Origin of the sequence: Bacillus sp. S2(2024), from assembly GCF_050474045.1 — a bacterium.
Classification (GTDB): Bacteria; Bacillota; Bacilli; order Bacillales; family Bacillaceae_G; genus Bacillus_A; species Bacillus_A yunxiaonensis.
Window position 1 is genome coordinate 270,996 of record NZ_JBFLUS010000003.1, and the last position, 20,779, is coordinate 291,774.

Genomic DNA, 20,779 nt, shown 5'->3' on the forward strand with positions numbered 1-20,779 from the left:
TTGAAGTGTAACATTCTAATTATATATTAATTCATTTAGATATGAACATTTGCATATCTTGTTTTAATGATAGGAAATCATCAAAAGATAGTATATCCTTATAATAGATTTACTAAATAACATCAGAGGTTCTACTTCATATATAAATATAAAATGGGAGGATTTTGTATGAAAAAGAAAGTATTAGCACTAGCAGCTATGGTTGCATTAGCTGCACCAGTTCAAAGTGTAGCATTTGCGCAAACAAATAATAGTGAAGGTCCTAAACCGATTTTAAGGTGGTCAGCTGAGGATAAGCATAATGAGGGAGTTAGCACTCATTTGTGGATTGTAAATCGTGCAATTAATATCATGTCTCGTAATACAGCGATTGTGAAGCCGAATGAAACTACTTTATTAAATGAGTGGCGTACTGACTTAGAAAATGGTATTTATTCTGCTGATTACGAGAATCCTTATTATGATAATAGTACATACGCTTCTCACTTTTATGATCCGGATACTGGAAAATCATATATTCCCCTTGCAAAACAGGCAAAAGAAACAGGTGCAAAATACTTTAAACTTGCTGGAGAGGCATATCAAAATAAAGATATGAAACAGGCATTCTTCTATCTAGGGTTATCTCTTCATTATTTAGGAGATGTAAACCAGCCGATGCATGCAGTAAACTTTACGAATCTTTCTTATCCAATGGGTTTCCATTCTAAATACGAAAATTTTGTTGATACAATAAAAAATAACTATATAGTTTCAGATAGTAATGGATATTGGAATTGGAAAGGGACAAACCCAGAAGATTGGATTCAAGGAGCAGCGGTAGCAGCTAAACAAGATTACCCTGGTATTGTGAACGATACGACAAAAGATTGGTTTGTAAAAGCAGCTGTATCTCAAGAATATGCAGATAAATGGCGGGTGGAAGTGACACCGGCGACAGGAAAGCGTTTAATCGAAGCACAGCGCGTTACAGCTGGTTATATTCATTTATGGTTTGATACGTATGTAAATCGCTAATGGCATATTAAAAGACCCAATACTTACTCTTTAAGTATTGGGTCTATTTTTATATGAACTTAGAAACAGTTCTAGCTACAGGGAGATGCCTTATAATTGTTTAATTAATAATTAGTAAAATAAATAATTTTAAATTCAACTTCAAATAGCCTATAATTAAAATATGGTGTTAAACTGATTTTGGTGATAGATTCTGGCGGAGGGAGAGATGACAAACTATGAAATATGAGCTGTCTTTGGTAAATGGGGGTCATATAACAATGTTTGATAGCATGTGGCAGTTTAAGGAAGGGGAACAAATTTTTTTTCACGAGGAAAAAGAAAAACGTAATTTTATTATTATCCGTCTAACACATGATGTATTTCATAAAAATGAACATGTCATTCGTTTATATTGCCAAGAAAAGAAAGTATATTAATTATGAAGAGCACTGAAGCTATATTGCTTCAGTGCTCTTTTTATTAGGTTCTATATTATTAGTTTTTCGTTACAGCTATTTCTCCTAGACTTGTAGATAATTTTGTATCAACTTTTTGAGTATCATTTATATGTTTTACCATCATGTCATTTAATTTTTGGAACATATGCTGTGTTTTTGTAAATTCACGTAATATGTCTTCGTTGCAATGCTTTTGTTGCTCAATTGATTCAATGACACTTGTAGCACCTGTTTGTAATGTTTGAACCATCGTTAATATTTTTTCAATTTTTGCATTTGTATCCGCACTTACTTCAACACCTTCATCAACGAGATGAAGGTTATCTTTTGTATTTTCATATGCTTTTTCAATTTCTTCTTGAATTTTCTTTGTTAAATCTCCGATGTTCTTTGTACTTTCTGCAGTGCTTTCTGCAAGTTTTCGAACTTCATTGGCAACGACTGCAAATCCTTTTCCATGTTCGCCAGCACGAGCAGCTTCAATACTCGCATTTAAAGCAAGGAGATTTGTTTGTGCAGCAATATTTTGAATTACCTCTACGATTTGTTCAATTTCCTTTGAGCGCTCACTTAAATGATTCATACTATTAGATGTACGTTGTGATTGCTCACCTAATTTGTTAATAACAGTCAGTAATCCGTGAACAGAATCCTTTCCTTCATTGGAACATGTTACGATTTCTTCAATAGCTTGAATAAGGCCTTGTTCTTTTTGCAGCATATCACTATTGATCGTGTTGGAATGATTCGTACGCGTTGTAACGTTGTTAAAGCAATCGCTTAATTGTTGAATTAAATTTTGTAATGTATGATGTTGCCGATTGATTTCTTCATGTTCACTTACAACTGTTAATACATTTTCATGTAATGAAGTGATAACATTTTGATGTTCTTTTTCTTTTTGATGTAATTGTTGTTCTAACTCTTGTACTTGATTTTGTAATTGAGTAATTTCTTTTTCTAGTGATTTTGTCTTTGTAAACATAATATTCTCCCCAAGCTTCTATGATTTTCTATTTCTTTTGTTACTAGATAGTAAGAGTTTGCTTATAGAAGTTTCATTTTATCTTGCTACTTGTAGGCAGTAAGACTCCCACCCCAAGATTATGAGAAAAACGTTTTCCAGCTCTAGCGGCTAGAATCTCGGTCGTTTCGCCCCCTCGGACGAGGCAAAAAGCGCCTCTCTGCCTTGGGCGCGGGCGTCCTGCGATTCTGGGCGAGCCGCTTCCGCTTTTCTACAGAAGTTAGGTGAGAGATAACAACGGCCCGTAAGAGCCCGATTGGTGAGGACTTTCTATCATTAGGGATGACGAACAAACCCACTGATGAAAGTTTCACCTTATATTGAAATTGTAGCATTATTTTTAAATATATACATATAAAATTTAAAAAATATAAAAGGTATTTATTACAATTTTTTCAGTATTCGTTATTTTTCGTCATGAAAAATAAACTGTATTTAATGATTTTGTAAACAAACTGTAAAACAAATCATGTATAACTGTAGAAGAAGGGAGTCGGATTATGAACTATTTTAAGCGTATCAGTAGCGTTGTATTAGCTGGATTCATTTGTTTTTCTAGTACAGTTGCTGTAAAAGCTGAGTCAAACGACGATAAATTAAACAACATGCAGCAGCAATTGCAGCAAAATAACAATACTATTCAGCAAAAAGAGCAAGAACAACAAGCTGTAGTAAAAGAAATTGAAGGTATTCAAAAAGAATTAAAAGATTTAAATGATACAATTTCTAAAAATAAAACAGAGCAAGACCAAATTCAGCATAAAATTGATGAAACAAATAAACAAATTGAACAAAAAAAGACAGAGATTATTGCTTTAGAAAAGAAAGTATATATGCGTAAAGATATTATGAAAAAGCGCATGGTCTCTGTTCAAAATAGTTCAAATGTAAGTTTAGTAGTAGAGGTAATTGTAGACTCAAAAAATATTGCAGATCTTTTAGAACGTATGAGTGCAGTTTCTACAATTATGGATGCAGATAAAGAGATTCTTCGTTTACAAGAACAAGATCTTCGTCAAATCGAAGCTGATAAAAAAGTAATTGATGAAAAAGAAAAATCTTTAGAAGTAGATAAACAAAAATTAGCAAAGGCACAGAATGAGTTACAAGAGAATTTAAAGAAACGCCAAGAAAACTTGCAGGCTGTGCAAACAAAATATAATGAAATTTCAAGCCAACTGACGCTTGCTGCGCAAGAAAAAGCACAGCTTGAAGCAAATATGAAGAGTGTACAAGATGCAATTGCCCGTGAGCAAGCGGCTGCAGCAGCTGCTGCGGCAGAGCGTGAAAAAGCAGCTGCTGCAGAAAAAGCATCTGCAGCGGATGAAGCAAAGGCGAGAGGAACAGCATCAGGATCAGGGGCTACATCAAATGGTTCTCCTGCTCAAGGTGGACGTGAGATGTATGTAGAGGCAACAGCTTATACTGCTGATCCTTCAGAAAACGGAAAACAACCAGGAGAGCATGTATACTCCAAAATGGGACATGACTTAACTGGAAACCCAGGTATGAAATTAATTGCTGTTGATCCAGATGTTATTCCATTAGGATCTCGCGTATATGTCGAGGGATATGGTACAGCAATTGCTGGAGATACTGGCTCAGCAATTAAAGGGCCTAAAATTGATGTATTCATGCCAGATAAAGCATCTTCTAACGCTTGGGGCAGAAAACAAGTTCGTATTGTAATTTTAGATTAAAGTAAAACCTACTTTGTAATAAGCAAAGTAGGTTTTTTTAATATCAAATGTTAAGTTTAGTTTACATTTTGTAAAGTTTAGCATACAATAATGGTAAGGGGTGGTAAAATTGTCCATTTGTAATCGGGTAAAGGAGTTACGAGCCCGTTTTAATTTCACACAAAGCGTATTGGCTGAAAAAGTAGGTGTAACGAGGCAAACCATCGCTGCTATTGAAAAAGGGGATTATGTACCATCATTATTATTAGCGCTCATGATTTGTGATGTGTTTAGTTTACAGATGGAAGAAGTATTTGTATTACAAAAGGAGGAAGAAGAAAATGAATAGAATAGGTATTTCTTATGTAATAAATATATTTATTCTTGTTATAACAGGTTGGGCATTTGTTGAGTATTTTCATATCATTATGGATCTTGCAAACATCATCCGTACTGAAGAGCAAACGTGGACTGTTACGATGAATATAACGCCAATTGCATTGATGCTGATTGTAGCGGTAGGGGTATTCATTGGTTACAAGGTACAAAAAAAGAAATATAAGAAATTATCATTTTGGACATTTCCGTTGTTATTTCCAAGTGAAGATGAGAGAGAAGAAATATTGACTGCAAAAGCGTGTCGCACTACACTTCTTTCATTATGGTTTATTATACCTTTCGCGGCTGTCTCGTTAACTGTTTATCCACTATTCAATCGAAAGATTCCAGAATATCCGCTATATGTATTATTTGTCATTTTATTAATTCAAATAACAGTATTTCATATTTCTTTATATCGTAATAAGGTTGTGTAAAAGATTTGCCCTTTCCCGTATCTTACGTATGTTGCTTGTATATCTAGCATTCTTACTTTATCATTTTATATAAGAGGAACTTTGTGAAGGAAAGGAATTGGGGTATGAATAAAAAAAGGATTTATAGTATATTAGCACTTTTATTATTTGTCGTAGGTGGTATTTTAATTGCAAAACCTTTTTATGACGGTTATAAAGCTGAAAAAATGCAAGGAGAAAACCTACAGAATATTAAGAGAATGAAGTATGAAAAGCAAGAAACAAAATTTGTTGATGCTTCTAAAATAAAACAACCGGGTTTAGCGGATGTGGCAAATGCTTCATTAGATAAGAAGCAAGTTATCGGGCGCATGGCTATTCCAACCATTGGATTAGAGTTGCCAATTCTAAATTCTTCGACAGAGAAAAATTTATTATCAGGTGCAGCAACGGTGAAAGAGAAACAAGAGATGGGAAAAGGGAATTACGCATTAGCAGGACATAATATGTCAAAAAAAGGTGTATTATTTAGCGATATTTCGAAATTAAAAAAGAACGATAAAGTATATTTATATGATAACGAAAATGAATATGAGTATGAGGTACAACACGTGACAGAAGTAACGCCGGATAAGTGGGAAGTTGTTGAAGATCACGGAAAAGATGAAGTGACGCTTATTACGTGTGCATCTGTGCTTGATAATTCAAAGCGATATGTAGTGTCTGGAGACTTAATGCATGTGAAGAAAGTAAATAGTTAAAAAAAGATGAGGGGTTGTCCCCTCATCTTTTTTATCCCGCTATTCGCGGGCAGTAACCCCCCATCTCAAGATCGAGAGAAGCGAAAAAGCCAGGTAGGGGGGACTGCCCGTAAAAGCCCGATTGGTGAGAGCTTTCCATCAGTGAGGATGAAGAGGACCCCCACTGATGGAAGTTTCACTTTAGTCCATCATTTTTACTAATTTTTTTGAAAGCAATAGCAATATACATCCTAAGAAAATAGCGACAGCTCCAATAACAGCAAATACTTCTGAATAACCTAATGAAGTTGTAAAGTTTGCTAACTGCCCACCTAAAATATTTGCAACACCTGTACTTGCGAACCAAACACCCATTAATAAAGATGCGAGTTTGATAGGGGCGAGTGCACTTACCATTGATAGTCCAACTGGGGATAAGAACAATTCACCTAATGTATGGAATAAGTAAGTAAAGACAATAAAGAGCAGATTTGCTTTTTCTGTAATGTCTTGTTCATTACTTCCTGTTTTTAATGTAGCGACAAGAAGAACCATATAACCAATTCCAAGTAAAATCATACCGAGACCCATTTTTGTTGGGATTTTCAAATCACCGCGTTTTGTAGAAGCAAGCTTTGTCCAAAGTGCTGAAACAACTGGTGCTAATAAAATAATAAATAGCGGGTTTACAGACTGGAACCAAGATGTTGGAATTTCCCAACCGAATATAGTGCGATCTACAAAACTATTTGTATACAATGTTAGAGAACTACCAGCCTGTTCAAATCCAGCCCAGAAGAAGACAACGAAACACGTTATAATGATAATAACGGCTGTATGCTGTTTTTCTTTTTTTGTTAATGGTGTATTTCCAGCCGTTTTACTGCCTGTTCCTGTTTGTAAGGCTGCTGTCGGTTTTTTACCAATGTCGCCAAGGAAACGATTGGATAACGTTGTAAATAAAATTTGCCCGACAATCATCCCGATGGAAGCAGCTAAAAATCCATATCGGAACCCATAATGAATAACACCATCTGCAGCAGTTTTAAACAAATCTTCTGATAAATATCCGCAAACGAGTGGAGCAAGGAATGAACCTACATTAATTCCCATATAGAAAATCGTAAAGGCACCATCACGGCGCGAATCATTTTCTGTATATAACTCTCCGACAAGAGTAGAAATATTCGGTTTAAAGAAACCGTTCCCGATAATAATAAGCGCTAATCCAAGATATAGCCCTAAGTGACTTTGCAGTGCAAATAACGTAAGGTTACCAAGTGCAATTGTTATACCACCGATTGTAATAGCTAATCGTTTGCCAAGATAACGATCTGTTAAGAATCCACCAATCATTGGGGTGAAATAACAAGCACCTGTATAAAAACCGTAAATAGTCAATGCCCAGCTTTTACTAAAACCAAGGCCACCATTTATTAAGGCTGTTGTTAAATATAATGTTAATAATCCTCGTAATCCGTAATAACTAAATCTTTCCCACATTTCTGTGAAGAAGAGTAAGTATAAACCCGGAGGATGTTTCTTTTTTTGCTGCTGTTTTTCATCAATATGCATCGCAGTTTCCATGTGTAGTTCCTCCTTGCATAAACAAAAACAAAGTTAATAGTTTTTAATATTTAATAGTTTACTTTATTAACTATTAAAAGTCAATAAAGGCTGATTTTTTGGAAGAAATTAAAAGTGAAAAATAAAAACTAAGAAAAAGTGTTTATGTATAAAGAGACCCCCTTTTCATAAGAAAAGGGGGCTGCTTTTATTGAAGGGCAGGTGCTCCAATTACAACAGTTTCACTAATTTTTGCAGTTGTATTTTGACGAAGGCGTAAAGTAGCTTGACCTACTGTATTAGGTGCAATTTGTACATTAAATATTTTTTCAGCAGAACCTAGGTTATTAGTAGTAAGAGAAAAGGAATTGCTATAACCATAGAAAGAAGGCCAAGTGCCATTTTCGTTTTGAATTTTTGCGACTTGCGTACCGCCACTTGTATAAATACCTAAAGAATAGTTATTATAGGTAGCGCTTGGTAATAAATGATTCACTTGTACTTTAACCTGAAATATACCGCTGTTTGGAAGGATACTAGGATGGATAAAGCTATAGTCACTCGTTGAAATACTTCCATTATAGCCGTATGAACCCGGCTTAAATGTACTTGTATTAAACCATTTGTATCCTGCATTAGGAGCGCTCCAAGGTTCTGGCTGCGGCTCAGTTGATGCACTTGGTTCTTCAAATGCTTGTAATGTTGTTGGTTTGTCTAGCTGTAATCCGGCTACTTGGTCTAAACTTGTATATGTTTCTTGTGAAGAAAGCCAATTTACAATATTAGTTAATAAAGTAGCGTCATTTTCTTCTTTGTACCCATCGTATGTTGTTTTTGACAGACCAGTATCTTCACGAACATATTTTGGGGTTGCATCTTCAACTGGTGAAGAGTCACCGATAAAAGCAGCTTTTCCTAATCCAACCTTTGCAATAGCGACATAAGGGCCTTCAGCGATGCCGCCGCCATTATACACACCACTATCAACGGCATTGTTCCACTTTGGTAAACCTTCTGGTAAGTAGACGATTCCTTTTGCTAAATTAGGGTTTACAATTGCAAGTGTGGACCCAGCGTGCATGGCAATGGATGAAACACCTGTAGTAATTCCGAATGATTGATCTGGCGTCTCCATTTTATTTGTAGAAACGTCACCAATTGCATTATATCGAAAGCGTACGCCAAAGTTGTTTGCAAGCCAGTCAGAGCTTTCTACACCTTGCATAGCTTGTGAAGATGCTTCTTCTATAGACATCCCTTTTTCCGGATTATCCCAGGCTCCGCGGCGATATCCGTTGAAAACCTCTGAGGAATCCCAGCGGTTTTTATTACGGTCAGCATTATAATGATCGGCAATAAAAAAGATACTACCGCCATTTTTTACATATTGTAGCATGGCATCTTGTTCGGACTTTTTATAGGGAATGTTTGCTTCAGGAATAATAAACACATTGTAATTTTTTAAATCATCATATGTAATAGATGATGATTTACGAAGTTCTTTTACAAAAAAACCTTTGTTTGCAATACCGTTTCCAAAATCAGAAAATCCTCCATCAATAACCCAATCGGCTGTTCCTGCCGTTTGACCATGCGTATTATCAAATAATACTTTTTTTCCAGCATTTTCATTAACGATTTTTGCAGGAATCTCTGGAGCTGGATCCATAGCACTTTCAGCAAAAGTTGGTGCACTAAATAGGGTGGCCATACTTAAAGTAATTCCTGTTGCTAATGCGAATCTCATCCATTTGTTTTTCGTCATAACAATCCTCCTAGAGATAATAAAATGAGTTGCTTTGATTAGTAGGAACCAACTGATAGAAGTTTCCTTCTATTACTCTAGCTAATTTTAAAAGAAGAAAAAAGATGAAAATTATAAAAATTTCGTAAATTAAGGGTGAATTTTATTGAGAAATATTTTTTAGATCCATAGAAAAACTCCCTTCCTAATATGAGGAAGGGAGTAGCTTTACCCGATTCTTGAAGAAGATTTTTGAGTTTTATTTATCATATGAAAACCTTTCATATAATAAACAGCAACTAAAGCGATAATCCAAATCGGTCCAACGATTAATGCGATACGTGTATCAGTAGAATATGCCATAACTCCTAATACTAAAACAAGGAAAGCGAGTGTAATATAAGAGCTAAGTGGAAACAGTGGCAATTTGTACGTTAATTTATTTTGTGCTTCCTGTGATAATCCTTTACGGAAGCGTAGCTGCGCAACTAAAATGACGCCCCAAGTCCAAATTGCTCCGAATGTTGAAATACTAGTTAGCCACGTAAATACTTTCGCAGGAACAAGGTAGTTTAAAGCAACGCCTATTAATAATACGAAAGCTGTTGCTAAAATTCCTTTACTTGGAATGCCGTTTTTATTTAAATGACCAAACTTTTCTGGTGCTTGTTTTTGCTGTGCTAATGTAAATAGCATACGGCCTGTACTAAAGAGACCACCATTACAAGAAGAAAGGGCAGCTGTTAATACAACAAAGTTAATAATTCCTGCTGCTTTCGCAATGCCGATTTGTTCAAACGTTAGTACAAATGGACTTCCTTTTTCGCCAATCTCATTCCATGGGTAAATTGCCATCATAACGAATAGAGCCCCTACATAGAAAATTAAAATGCGCCAAAATACGTTATCGATTGCTTTAGATAATGTTTTTTTCGGATTTTCTGCTTCTCCAGCTGTTACACCGATTAACTCCACTCCTAAGTAAGCAAATAGTACCATTTGTAGAGATAGAAGAAGACCAGAGAAACCATTCGGGAACCAACCACCGTGAGACCAAAGATTTGAAATTCCAGTCGCTACGCCGCCGTTTCCAAAACCAAATAGAATAATACCAGTACCAATTACAATCATACAGATAATTGTGACAATTTTAACTAGAGCAAACCAAAATTCAAGTTCTCCATACACTTTAACAGATAAAAAGTTTAATGCACTCATTAATACGAGAGCAATTAAAGCCCAAATCCAACGTGGAATGTCAGGGAACCAATATTCCATATAAATACCTGCAGCTGTAATTTCCGCCATACAAGTAACAACCCATAAAAACCAATAATTCCAGCCTGTTATATAACCTGCTAATGGACCTAAATAGTCATGCGCATATTTACTGAAAGAACCGGCAACAGGTTGTTCAATTGCCATTTCTCCAAGCGCACGCATAATGAAAAAGATAGCAAGGCCTGCAATGATATAACCAAATAAAATGGATGGTCCTGCTAGTTTAATAGCAGAAGCGGATCCTAAAAATAACCCAACTCCAATAGCAGATCCAAGAGACATAAGTGTAATATGTCGTTGTTTTAATCCGCGGTTTAAAGTGTCTGCTTTGTCTGTGTGCTTCATAGTAAACCTCCTTTATTATAAGAAAAAATATTGTATTCGTTTTCGAAGTATCTAACTATTTAAAATTATAAAACATTTATCCCTGTTGTGCTACAAAAAAAGACAATGTTTTCTGTACTATATATATAGAGTGTTAAACTTAATTTTAAAATTCGAACTATTAGTAAGTGTATTGACGCTCCTTTTTAGTAATTGATAAGATTAAGTATTATATTTTTTTTGCACAATAAAGTCTTTATTTTATTGCTGTTAGAAGAAGTTAATTTGAAAAGGTAGTTATAATCATAATTTTATTAAATAGGAAGGATAGCTAGTATGTTTCAATTAAAGAAATACAATACTTCTGTAAAGCAGGAGATTTTAGCGGGAATTACGACGTTTTTCACATTTGCGTACATTCTTGTCATCAATCCGAAGATTTTATCTGATGCAGGAGTACCGTTCGATCAAGCCTTTACGGCAACAATTATTGCAACAATTGTTGGAACATTATGTATGGCATTTTTAGCAAATTATCCAATCGTCATTGCACCAGCAATGGGAATGAATGCTTACTTTGCTTACTCTGTTGTTCAACAAGCAGAAGGCATTACATATGTTATTGCATTTTCAGCGGTATTTTTGACAGGTATTATTTTTCTTTTACTTTCATTTACATCGTTTCGTCAAAAATTAATTGAGTCTATTCCTGATAGTTTAAAGCATGCGATTGCAGCAGGAATTGGTTTGTTCATTGCGTTTATAGGGCTTCGGTTGTCTGGTATTATCGTAGATCATCCTACAAACTTAGTTACCATTGGAAATTTTCATTCTCCCTCTGTTGTGCTAACGTTAATTGGTTTAGTGTTAGCTACAATATTAATGGTATTAAACGTAAATGGTGCACTATTTATTAGTATGATTGTAACGGGAGTCATTGCCTTTTTTACAGGACAATTGAAGTTTAGCGATAAACTTGTAGCAGTTCCGCATTTACCAGAAGGGATGATTACATTTAATCCGATTCATGCTGTGACGGATGTAATTCACTACGGATTATATGGTATTGTTTTTTCATTTTTGCTTGTATTGTTATTTGATACAACAGGAGCATTGCTTGGGTTAATTAAGCAGGCGGGTTTAAATACGGATAATGCAGAAGGGCGTTTTGGAAAAGCATTTATTGCAGATGCAATTGGAGGAACAGTAGGGGCAATGTTTGGAACAAGTCCAACTGCAGCTACAATTGAATCTTCTGCTGGTATTGCAGCAGGAGGAAAGACAGGATTAACAGGTATTGTCGTTATTGGATTGACAATCATTACAGCTTTCTTGAGCCCTGTAATCGCATCATTATCAAGTGTAGCGGCAATTACAGCGCCTTCTCTTATTATTGTTGGCAGCCTTATGGCGCAAAATATTCGGGAAGTAAATTGGAATGACTTTGAAGATGCACTTCCAGCATTTTTTATCTTTGTTGGTATTCCACTCACATCAAGTATCGCGAACGGTATAGCACTTGGCTTCTTAATTTATCCGATTTTAAAAATTGTAAAAGGAAAAGGAAAGGAAGTACATCCGTTTCTTTATTTCTTTGCTATATTATTTGGTTGTCACTTGTTTTTATAATGAATTGCAAAAAAGAGCTTCTCGGAAGGAGACGCTCTTTTTTGCATACAATAAAGTAAGATCATAATATTTTGTACATTAATTTGTGTAGTCCGATTGGAGGAATATCGAATATTTCACCATATTCTTGAAATCCTAATCGTGTATAATAATTTGCAACAGTGATTCTGGCGTTACACCATAGAAGCTTTACATGGTGCTCTGTTAATATTGCTTCAGCGCTGTGGATTAATGTACTTCCAGCATATTGTTTGCGGAAATTTTGTTCTGTGGCCATTCCTCGTAGACGATAATGAATGCCTTCTCCTAAAGAGGGATGTATTTCATAAGAAAAGGAAGCAATGCTAATAAGCTTATCGTCCATAAATGCTCCAAGGTGAAAGGTATTTTTTTTATTATCAGAAGTATATTTACAGTCTTCTAAACTTTGATTAGGCCGCAAAATTTCGTGTCGAAGTGCATATGTTTGAGAGCAATCAATTCGTTTTATTTCTACCATACATATACCTCACTTTTTACAGTATTAACGGACAGGAACAGTCCTTATTTCTAGCTTTTATCTCGCTATTCGCGGGCAGTAAGACCCCCCACCTCAAGGATCAGGGAGAATCATGGTCCAGCTCTAGCGGCTAGAATCTCCGGTCGTTTCGCCCCCTCGGACGAGGCAAAAAGCGCATCTCTGTCGGGTGCGCGGGCGTTCTGCGATTCTGAGCGAGCCGCTTCCGCTTTTCTTAAGAACATAGGTGGGGGATGAAGAAAACCTCACTGATGGAAGTTCAATTTATAAGGGATTAACGAAGGGGATAGGGATGAAATCTGCTCATATACTTCAATTGATTCGACGAATAATCAATAGCCATATGGTTAAAATTTAACCTTATCTGTAAGTTGTATAAAAAAATAAGCTGGTGCTATACAAAGTCCCAATACACTGCTAGTTCCAATAATAAGAGAAAGTAAAATGCAAGAATACTTTACTCCGTTTGTTTTTTTCCACCCATAGCTCCAAATTTCAATGCTGAGCCCAATCAGAATAATTGCGACAAGTACTTCTCCGAGTAATAAAAGAGCTAAAGTTGATATTGACATGTCTTGACACTTCCTTAGGTATATATGATAGTAATATTTTACCATACATAAAAATAGAACTTAAGGAATATTGTGGATTTTCTATGCAATTAAGGTTTTATGAATTAATTTCTTTCTAGAAAGAATAAAATGAAACTGTCATTAGTGGGGGAGGGAAGTTACTGCCTATTACTTACTCTAATCTACTCCTTTTGAACCTGCTAAAAAGGGAGTATCTGCATGCTATAGATGAGATATTAAATTACCTAAGGGGAGCAGAAGATGCAGTGCTAACCATTATATATAAGTATTTAATATCCTGTTATTCAAGACTCAGAGAGAAGCGAAGAAGATAGGTGGAAGTTTTACTTTATATAAAAAAGCCTGCTGAGACATTGTCCCAACAGACTTTTGAAAATTACATAGAGAAGAAAATCCAAACCGTACCAACAACAGTTACTATAGCGATGAAGAAGCTGAATAATATTGCTATTGTTTGTGTTATGCCTTCTCCTTCTTTTAAGTGCATAAACATAATTAATTGTAATGCTGCTTGTGCCAATGCCATTGCAATAATGCTTGTTAAGATTGTTGAAAGTGGCAAACTTGTATATAACGCTACGTATACAGCAAGGAACGTTAATGCAAGTGATAAAATAAATCCGAAAACGTGTGACCAAGGAAACCCGCTATGAGCGTGTGTATTGTTTTGTCCCATTATTACGCCACCATCCCGTTCAAGTAAACTAGTGTGTAAATGAAGATCCAAACAACGTCAAGGAAATGCCAGTACAAGCTGATAATAAATACTTTACGTGCTGTAACTGGTGTTAGTCCTCGTTTTAAAATTTGGATAATAACACAAGCTGCCCAGATGATACCACCCGTTACGTGGGCACCGTGCGTTCCAAGTAGAACGAAGAATGCTGATAAGAAACCACTTGTTTGAAGTGTAGCACCGTGGCTTACGTACATCATGAATTCTTCAATTTCCATGTAAAGGAAGCCTGCACCTAATAGTAATGTAAGGATAAACCAAACGAGCATAGCATTTTTGTTTTCTTTACGCATTTCATGAATTGCAATCCCGCATGTGAAACTACTTGTTAAAAGTAAAAGTGTTTCAATCATAACAGGCTTTAATTCAAAAATTTGTGCTGCTGTCGGACCATCTGCGGAACGACCAGCTAATACTAGGTAAGAGGCGAAAAGTGTTGCGAACAGCACGATTTCAGCCCCAAGGAAAATCCAGAACCCTAAAATATTCAATCTGCTTTGTTCAGATTGATATTCTAGAGGTAAGCTTTTATCTAAAGCCGCCATTTCGTTTCACCTCTCATGCAACATGTTCTGTCTTTTTAATTTCATCTACGCTAATGTAGTATCCGTCGTCGTAATCAAACGAACGCCAAATCATACAAGCTAACATACCAATACCGCCGATAATAGCTAACGTGAACCAGCTAAATACTAATGCAAAACCAGCAAGGCCGATGAAGCAAGACATAATAATTGGAACACCTGAATTGCTCGGCATATGAATTGGTTTTAATTCTTCAGGTTTTGGTGCAATAGTTTCACCGTTTTTCTTCATTTCCCAGAATACATCGCTATGCTTAATTTCTGGGATTTTTGCAAAGTTGTAATGTTGTACAGGAGATTGTGTTGCCCATTCAAGTGTACGGCCATCCCAAGGATCTCCAGTTAAGTCACGTTCACCATGACGAATGCTATAAACTACGTTGTAGCATAATAAGATAAAGCCAATACCCATCATTACTGCACCGACAGATGCGATTTGGTTTAATAAGCCCCATCCAAGATTTGCAGAGTATGTGTACATACGACGTGTCATACCATCTAAACCTAGGAAGTACATTGGGAAGAAACAAATGTTAAATCCGCTCATAAAGATCCAGAATGTCCATTTACCAATGCGCTCATTTAGCATATGGCCAGTCATTTTTGGATACCAGAATGTAAATCCAGCAAGCATCGCAAATACTGTACCTGCGATTAATACGTAATGGAAGTGAGCAACTAGGAAGTAGCTGTTATGGTACTGATAGTCAGCTGCTGCCATCGCAAGCATAACACCCGTAACCCCACCAATTACGAAGTTTGGAATAAACGCCAATGACCAAAGCATTGGAACTGTAAAACGAATACGACCTTTATAAAGTGTAAACAACCAGTTAAAGATCTTAACACCGGTTGGAATTGAAATTGCCATTGTCGAAATCGAGAAGAATGAGTTAACTGATGGTCCTGCACCCATTGTAAAGAAGTGATGCAGCCATACAAGACCACTCAAGACTGCGATAGCAATCATTGAATATACCATTGCGCTATATCCAAATAGACGTTTACGCGAGAATGTACTTACGATTTCAGAGAAAATACCGAATGCCGGTAAAATAACGATATATACTTCAGGGTGACCCCATACCCAGAACAAGTTAGCCCAAAGCATTGGCATACCTTCGCTCGCCATCGTAAAGAAGTGAGCATCAAACAGACGGTCAAATGTCATTAATGCAAGAGCAACTGTTAATACTGGGAAAGCAAAGATAATGATTACACATGTGATTAAAATAGACCATGTAAACATTGGCATTTTCATTAACTTCATGCCTGGTGCACGCATTTTTAAGATTGTAACAAGGAAGTTAATCCCTGTCATCAGCGTACCGAGACCCGCAATCTGTAATGCAATTGAATAATAGTTGTTTCCTACGCCTTGACTAAACTCTTTCCCAGCCATCGGGAAGTACGATGTCCATCCAGCGTCTGGAGAACCACCGATAACGAAGGAGATGTTAAATAACATAGCACCTACGAAAAATAACCAAAAGCTTAAGGAATTTAGATAAGGGTATGCAACGTCACGTGCCCCGATTTGAAGAGGTACAACAACGTTCATAAGTCCCATAACAAATGGCATTGCCATGAAAAGAATCATAACAGTACCATGTGTTGTAAAGATACCGTTGTAGTGTTCAGCATTTAAATAAGTTGTGTCAGGAAACGTTAGTTGGGCACGCATCATTAATCCGTCCATACCACCACGGAACAGCATTAAAATTGCTGAAATGATATACATGACCCCAATTTTTTTATGGTCAACAGAAGTTAACCACTCATCCCAAAGCCATCTCCACTTTTTGTACTTTGTTAGCACAAAAATGATTCCTAACGTCACAAGAACGATAGATGCATCCGCTCCGTATAGAATCGGATCGCCTGTGACAAAAAATTCATCAAGCTTCACTATATTCACTCCAATCTGTTGGAATAGTCGTTATTACTTTTTGTTTTTGTAGTAGTTGTAATCACAATATTCAAGTGATTTTGGATCTACATATTTTAAATGGTTGCTAGAGAACGACATACGCCCTACTACACCTGGTTCAACAATTTCTTTATATTTGTTTTCAGATAATTTAGGGGCAGTTTGTTGTACTTCTTTTACCCATTTGTTATAGTCATCTTTTGTTTTAGCTTCAAGTTCAAACTCCATGTCAGTAAATCCTTTACCAGAGAAGTTTGCACTACGTCCAGTGTAAGAACCTGGTTTATCAGCTTGTAGGTATAAGTCCATGACCATACCATCCATGTTGTACTTCATTCCACCAAGCTCTGGAATCCAGAAAGCATTCATTGGACCAACAGAAGTTAACTTAAATTGAATTGGAACACCTGCTGGTACATTTAAATAGTTAACGGTTTCAATTCCTTCCTCAGGATAACTGAATAACCATTTCCAGTTAGCAGATGTAACGTAAATTTCTACAGGTTTTATATCCTTTGATTGCTCTGGTGGCTTTTCCGATGCATATGTTGCTTTTACTGTCGGGATTGACAATGCAATCACGATGATAACAGGGAAAATAGTCCAGATAATTTCTAAAAGAGTATTACCATGTATATCAGGTGGCTCATAGTCCATATTCTCTGGTTTTTCACGGTAACGAATTAAAATAACTGTAAACAGGACGAATACGACTACAATAATTACAGACATCAGTATGAGCGACCAAATAATTAAATCATACTGCGTTTTTGCAACAGGTCCTTGTGGATTTAATACAGCAATTTTTTTGTCGCATCCACCGAGGAACAAGAGTAATGATAGTGGAAGAAGTGAAGCCAACTTCCAAAATTTTTTTTTCAGTTGCACGATTGAAAATCTCCTTTCTCCTTGGATTGAAACTATGCCAATAAAACAATATAAACCTATTAATTTATAGATGGCAATAGTTTTTGAGATATTGTTAAAAAATAGACACAAATGCACAGTTTTTACGATGAAAAACTTTTGTAACTTGCTAATATTGTAAACTATTTTTGATGCCATATCGCGATTTTTAAAATTTTAAGATAAATAAAGTTATACCAGAATATCCAAAAAATAGAAAAAAGCTATCTTATAATAAGTAAAGATAGCTGAATATTTTATATATTTAGTTTACTCCTTATGAAACATTTTTTTGCTGCTCAAATGTGACAATTTTTTTATATTTTACTTTATAAAAAATGTAACAAATAATCATGAATGGAATGCCGCAATATAAAGCAATACGTTGATCTGGAATAAACGCTAAGCTTATAAATGTAATGAAGTTTAACGAGAACGCTGCAATAGGAACAAGCGGATATAGCGGCGCACGGTATTTTAAGTCTCGTATATCTCCGCCGTTCTTAATAAATTCTCTTCTAAAGAAAAATTGAGATGCAGCAATGGACATCCAAACAACGACAGCTGCCATGGCCGCAATCGATGTTAATACTAAAAAGACTGTATCAGCGGCAAATACACTTGTTAACAGAGAAAGACCGGCAAAGAGTAAGCTGAAAATTAAGGCGTTGATCGGTACCCCTTTTTTCGTTAATTTTGTGAAACGCGGACTTCCCATTCCTTGTTTTGCCATCGCCCACAGCATACGAGAGTTTGCGTATAAACCAGAGTTTGCTACCGATAATACAGCCGTAATAATGACAAAGTTCATAATGTCTGCTGCATATGGGACTCCAGCTGTGTCAAAAACGAGTACGAACGGGCTTTCTACAAGATTTGCTTCTTGCCATGGTAATAATCCTACGACTACAGAAATGGCAAGAACGAAAAAGAAAAGTGTTCGCCAAATTGTACTTTTTATAGCACGTGGTATTGTTATTTCCGGCTGCTTACTTTCACCCGAAGCAATACCAATTAATTCTGTTCCTTGGAACGCATAATTAACAGTAATCATTGTAAGCAGAACAGCTGGAAGTCCATTTGGAAATAATCCGCCATTTCCTGTGAAGTTATGGAACATTGGTGCCGGCTTACCGTTAAAGTCTAATACACCAAACATAACAGCGCCGCCGAGTAGAATAAAAAGAATAATTGTTATTACTTTAACACTTGCAAACCAAAACTCAGCTTCAGCGTACGCACGTGCAGAGGAAGCGTTTACAATAAAGAGTATGGCTGCAAATATAACACACCATATCCAAGATGAAACATCTGGAAACCAGCGCTTCATTAAAATACTGACAGTCGTTAATTCAACTCCGACGGTTACAGCCCAGTTTAGCCAATACATCCATCCAACCACAAATCCAAAACCAGGTGAAATAAATTTGCTAGCATAGCTTTGGAAAGAGCCAGCTTCAGGCATTGCAACTGTTAATTCGCCAAGACAAAGCATCGTTAAATACATAACAAATCCGCCGACTAAATAGGCAAGAATGGCTCCGCCGGGTCCAGCATTGTGAACAGTTTGTCCAGATCCCATAAATAATCCGGTTCCGATAACTCCTCCTAGAGCAATCATGAAGAGGTGTCTGCTTTGCATCGTACGTTTTAGTTCATTTGACTGCTTCTCCTTTTGTATCATATACCCCTCACCTCATATTTTTTAGTTAAAATCACAATGAAAACTGCTAGTGAATTCGCTTATCTTTATTGAAGAAATTTCACTATATTAAACACATTTCATTCTAACAAAATATTCTGAAATTGTATATTAAAAAATCTTTTTATTTTAAAAAGTATGAATTTTAGGTGATATCCTAAAATCACAATTTGTAGAATCATTCTAGTAAACTAGTGAAAACAACGGTACAATAAAGAGAGTATTATTTTGGGAAATGTAAGAAAATAATTATGTAATGGAGTTAGATATATGTTTAGGATAATGAAATACATATGTATTTTAGGAGTTGGAGTTCTTGTCGGTGCGGCATGCAGTAAGGATGTTATGGGAATATTTGAAAAAGGGAAAAATAAAATTTTTCAAAAAACTGAGGAACTTCGCTTAGACTTTTCATATGAAATGAAAGAGCAAGTGATGATTGAAAATGTGCCATTTATAAAGCAACTTCCTGAATTAGAAAGAGGTTGTGAAGTGACAAGTTTAGCAATGTTACTGCAATATAACGGAATTCAAGTTGACAAAATGAAGCTTGCAAATGAAATTACACGTGTACCGTTTGAGACAAATGGTTTGCGAGGAAATCCTCATGAAGGATTTGTAGGAAATATTTATACAAAGTCTGAACCAGGTTACGGGGTATATCATCAGCCAATTTTTCAATTAGCGCAAAAATATGTTCCAGATAAAACAATTGATTTAACAGGAAGAGATATAAAAGATATATATAAAGTTCTTAGTGCTGGTTCACCGGTATGGGTTATTGCTAATACAACTTTTCAGCCGCTAGATGAAGGAAGCTTTGAAACTTGGAAGACAAATGCTGGAGAATTAAAGGTTACATATTATGAACATAGCGCTGTTATTGTAGGTTATGATCAAAATTTTGTATATATAAATGATCCATTGGCAAACAATCCGCGTAAAGGTATTCCGCGTGCTCAATTTGAAAAGTCATGGGAACAAATGGGGAAACAAGCGATTACGATTCTAAAAAAATAAAAAGCTATCAAATTTGATAGCTTTTTTATTTTTTTCATCGTTCAGATAGCGATTCAACAGGAAATCTCTACGATTGCGATTGGAAAAAATACATCATGGAAACAAAACAGTAAGATGGGGGAACGACAAAATCAATCATTTTGTCATGTTCCACATAATTTACTCATTGAAATGATCATCTATAAGGCAAAACGAAAAGGTATTGCTGTACAAGTTGTAGAAGAATCGTATACAAGCAAGGCATCCTTTCTAGACAATGACGTGATACCAACTTATGGTGAGGAAGATATTCCTATATTCAGTGGAACACGTATCAAACGTGGCTTGTACCGTACGAAAGAGAACAAACTACTGAACGCAGATGTGAATGGTGCCTATAACATCTTAAAAAAGTAGTTCCAAAGGCGTTTGCTGATGGAATAGAGGGGTTGTGCCATCGGGCAGCTGTGTCAACTCCACTCGTGTTAAGCATCTTTTGAAGGGGATACACGAGACACCCCCACTTTAAGATCCGAATGAGATAAGTGGCGGGAGTTTTCATAATAACAGGTAA

Annotated in this window: 18 protein-coding genes and 2 pseudogenes; 9 read left to right on the top strand and 11 right to left on the bottom strand. The window is 36.0% G+C overall.

Features of this window, described 5'->3' with window-relative positions; translation table 11 throughout:
* Positions 1 to 168: 168 nt before the first annotated feature.
* Together AB1284_RS01485 and AB1284_RS01490 are read left to right on the top strand one after the other, a co-directional pair.
* Positions 169 to 1,017: a phospholipase C gene (locus AB1284_RS01485; RefSeq protein ID WP_429752211.1), complete on the top strand. Its 849-nt coding sequence runs from the start codon at positions 169 to 171 to the stop codon at positions 1,015 to 1,017.
* 218 nt (positions 1,018 to 1,235) lie between these two features.
* A complete protein-coding gene (locus AB1284_RS01490) occupies positions 1,236 to 1,436 on the top strand; it encodes a hypothetical protein (RefSeq protein ID WP_429752209.1) in 201 nt (66 codons plus the stop codon).
* A gap of 58 nt (positions 1,437 to 1,494) precedes the next feature.
* Here AB1284_RS01490 and AB1284_RS01495 read toward each other — a convergent pair.
* Positions 1,495 to 2,016, bottom strand: a pseudogene (locus AB1284_RS01495) (methyl-accepting chemotaxis protein); the annotation flags it as partial.
* Between the two features lie 965 nt (positions 2,017 to 2,981).
* Here AB1284_RS01495 and AB1284_RS01500 point away from each other — a divergent pair.
* The 4 genes from AB1284_RS01500 (at position 2,982) to AB1284_RS01515 (ending at position 5,715) form a co-directional block, all read left to right on the top strand.
* Complete coding sequence (locus AB1284_RS01500) at positions 2,982 to 4,181, top strand: 3D domain-containing protein (RefSeq protein WP_429752207.1); 1,200 nt, start codon at positions 2,982 to 2,984, stop codon at positions 4,179 to 4,181.
* Positions 4,182 to 4,290: 109 nt separating this feature from the next.
* On the top strand, positions 4,291 to 4,509 hold the full coding sequence (locus AB1284_RS01505) for a helix-turn-helix transcriptional regulator (protein WP_429752205.1): 219 nt from the start codon (positions 4,291 to 4,293) through the stop codon (positions 4,507 to 4,509).
* A complete protein-coding gene (locus AB1284_RS01510) occupies positions 4,502 to 4,975 on the top strand; it encodes a DUF2178 domain-containing protein (RefSeq protein ID WP_429752203.1) in 474 nt (157 codons plus the stop codon). Before AB1284_RS01505 ends, AB1284_RS01510 begins: the two co-directional genes overlap by 8 nt.
* Before the next feature lie 104 nt (positions 4,976 to 5,079).
* Positions 5,080 to 5,715, top strand: coding sequence for a class A sortase (locus AB1284_RS01515; protein ID WP_429752202.1), 636 nt, complete (start codon positions 5,080 to 5,082; stop codon positions 5,713 to 5,715).
* Between the two features lie 180 nt (positions 5,716 to 5,895).
* On the opposite strand, the gene AB1284_RS01520 is transcribed toward AB1284_RS01515, so the two are convergent.
* The 3 genes from AB1284_RS01520 to AB1284_RS01530 form a co-directional block, all read right to left on the bottom strand.
* Positions 5,896 to 7,281, bottom strand: coding sequence for a peptide MFS transporter (locus AB1284_RS01520; RefSeq protein WP_429752201.1), 1,386 nt, complete (start codon positions 7,279 to 7,281; stop codon positions 5,896 to 5,898).
* 187 nt (positions 7,282 to 7,468) lie between these two features.
* Entirely contained in the window at positions 7,469 to 9,025 is a 1,557-nt protein-coding gene (locus tag AB1284_RS01525; protein ID WP_429752200.1) for a DNA-binding protein, read from the bottom strand.
* Positions 9,026 to 9,232: 207 nt separating this feature from the next.
* Positions 9,233 to 10,630, bottom strand: a complete 1,398-nt coding sequence (locus AB1284_RS01530) for an amino acid permease (protein ID WP_429752199.1) — start codon at positions 10,628 to 10,630, stop codon at positions 9,233 to 9,235.
* Positions 10,631 to 10,945: 315 nt separating this feature from the next.
* Here AB1284_RS01530 and AB1284_RS01535 point away from each other — a divergent pair, with 315 nt between their 5' ends.
* Positions 10,946 to 12,238, top strand: a complete 1,293-nt coding sequence (locus tag AB1284_RS01535; RefSeq protein ID WP_429752197.1) for an NCS2 family permease — start codon at positions 10,946 to 10,948, stop codon at positions 12,236 to 12,238.
* 61 nt (positions 12,239 to 12,299) lie between these two features.
* Here AB1284_RS01535 and AB1284_RS01540 read toward each other — a convergent pair whose 3' ends face one another.
* From AB1284_RS01540 to AB1284_RS01570, 7 genes are all read right to left on the bottom strand, one after another.
* Positions 12,300 to 12,737, bottom strand: a complete 438-nt coding sequence (locus AB1284_RS01540; RefSeq protein ID WP_429752195.1) for a GNAT family N-acetyltransferase — start codon at positions 12,735 to 12,737, stop codon at positions 12,300 to 12,302.
* A gap of 365 nt (positions 12,738 to 13,102) precedes the next feature.
* Positions 13,103 to 13,327, bottom strand: coding sequence for a DUF4022 family protein (locus AB1284_RS01545; RefSeq protein ID WP_429752194.1), 225 nt, complete (start codon positions 13,325 to 13,327; stop codon positions 13,103 to 13,105).
* A gap of 397 nt (positions 13,328 to 13,724) precedes the next feature.
* Positions 13,725 to 14,024 carry a cytochrome aa3 quinol oxidase subunit IV gene (qoxD, locus tag AB1284_RS01550; protein ID WP_429752192.1) on the bottom strand — a complete coding sequence of 100 codons (300 nt, stop codon included), beginning with the start codon at positions 14,022 to 14,024 and terminating at the stop codon, positions 13,725 to 13,727.
* A 2-nt stretch (positions 14,025 to 14,026) separates the two neighbouring features.
* A complete protein-coding gene (qoxC, locus tag AB1284_RS01555) occupies positions 14,027 to 14,629 on the bottom strand; it encodes a cytochrome aa3 quinol oxidase subunit III (protein WP_429752190.1) in 603 nt (200 codons plus the stop codon).
* Positions 14,630 to 14,642: 13 nt separating this feature from the next.
* Positions 14,643 to 16,577, bottom strand: coding sequence for a cytochrome aa3 quinol oxidase subunit I (qoxB, locus tag AB1284_RS01560; RefSeq protein WP_429752188.1), 1,935 nt, complete (start codon positions 16,575 to 16,577; stop codon positions 14,643 to 14,645).
* Positions 16,578 to 16,610: 33 nt separating this feature from the next.
* Positions 16,611 to 17,486 carry a cytochrome aa3 quinol oxidase subunit II gene (gene qoxA, locus AB1284_RS01565; RefSeq protein ID WP_377882870.1) on the bottom strand — a complete coding sequence of 292 codons (876 nt, stop codon included), beginning with the start codon at positions 17,484 to 17,486 and terminating at the stop codon, positions 16,611 to 16,613.
* Positions 17,487 to 17,781: 295 nt separating this feature from the next.
* Positions 17,782 to 19,188: an amino acid permease gene (locus AB1284_RS01570; protein WP_429752186.1), complete on the bottom strand. Its 1,407-nt coding sequence runs from the start codon at positions 19,186 to 19,188 to the stop codon at positions 17,782 to 17,784.
* A gap of 288 nt (positions 19,189 to 19,476) precedes the next feature.
* Between AB1284_RS01570 and AB1284_RS01575 the strand changes: the two genes are divergently transcribed.
* Both AB1284_RS01575 and AB1284_RS01580 read left to right on the top strand, forming a co-directional pair.
* Complete coding sequence (locus AB1284_RS01575) at positions 19,477 to 20,226, top strand: C39 family peptidase (protein WP_429752184.1); 750 nt, start codon at positions 19,477 to 19,479, stop codon at positions 20,224 to 20,226.
* 36 nt (positions 20,227 to 20,262) lie between these two features.
* Positions 20,263 to 20,705: pseudogene (locus tag AB1284_RS01580) on the top strand (IS200/IS605 family accessory protein TnpB-related protein); the annotation flags it as partial.
* Between the last annotated feature and the right edge of the window lie 74 nt (positions 20,706 to 20,779).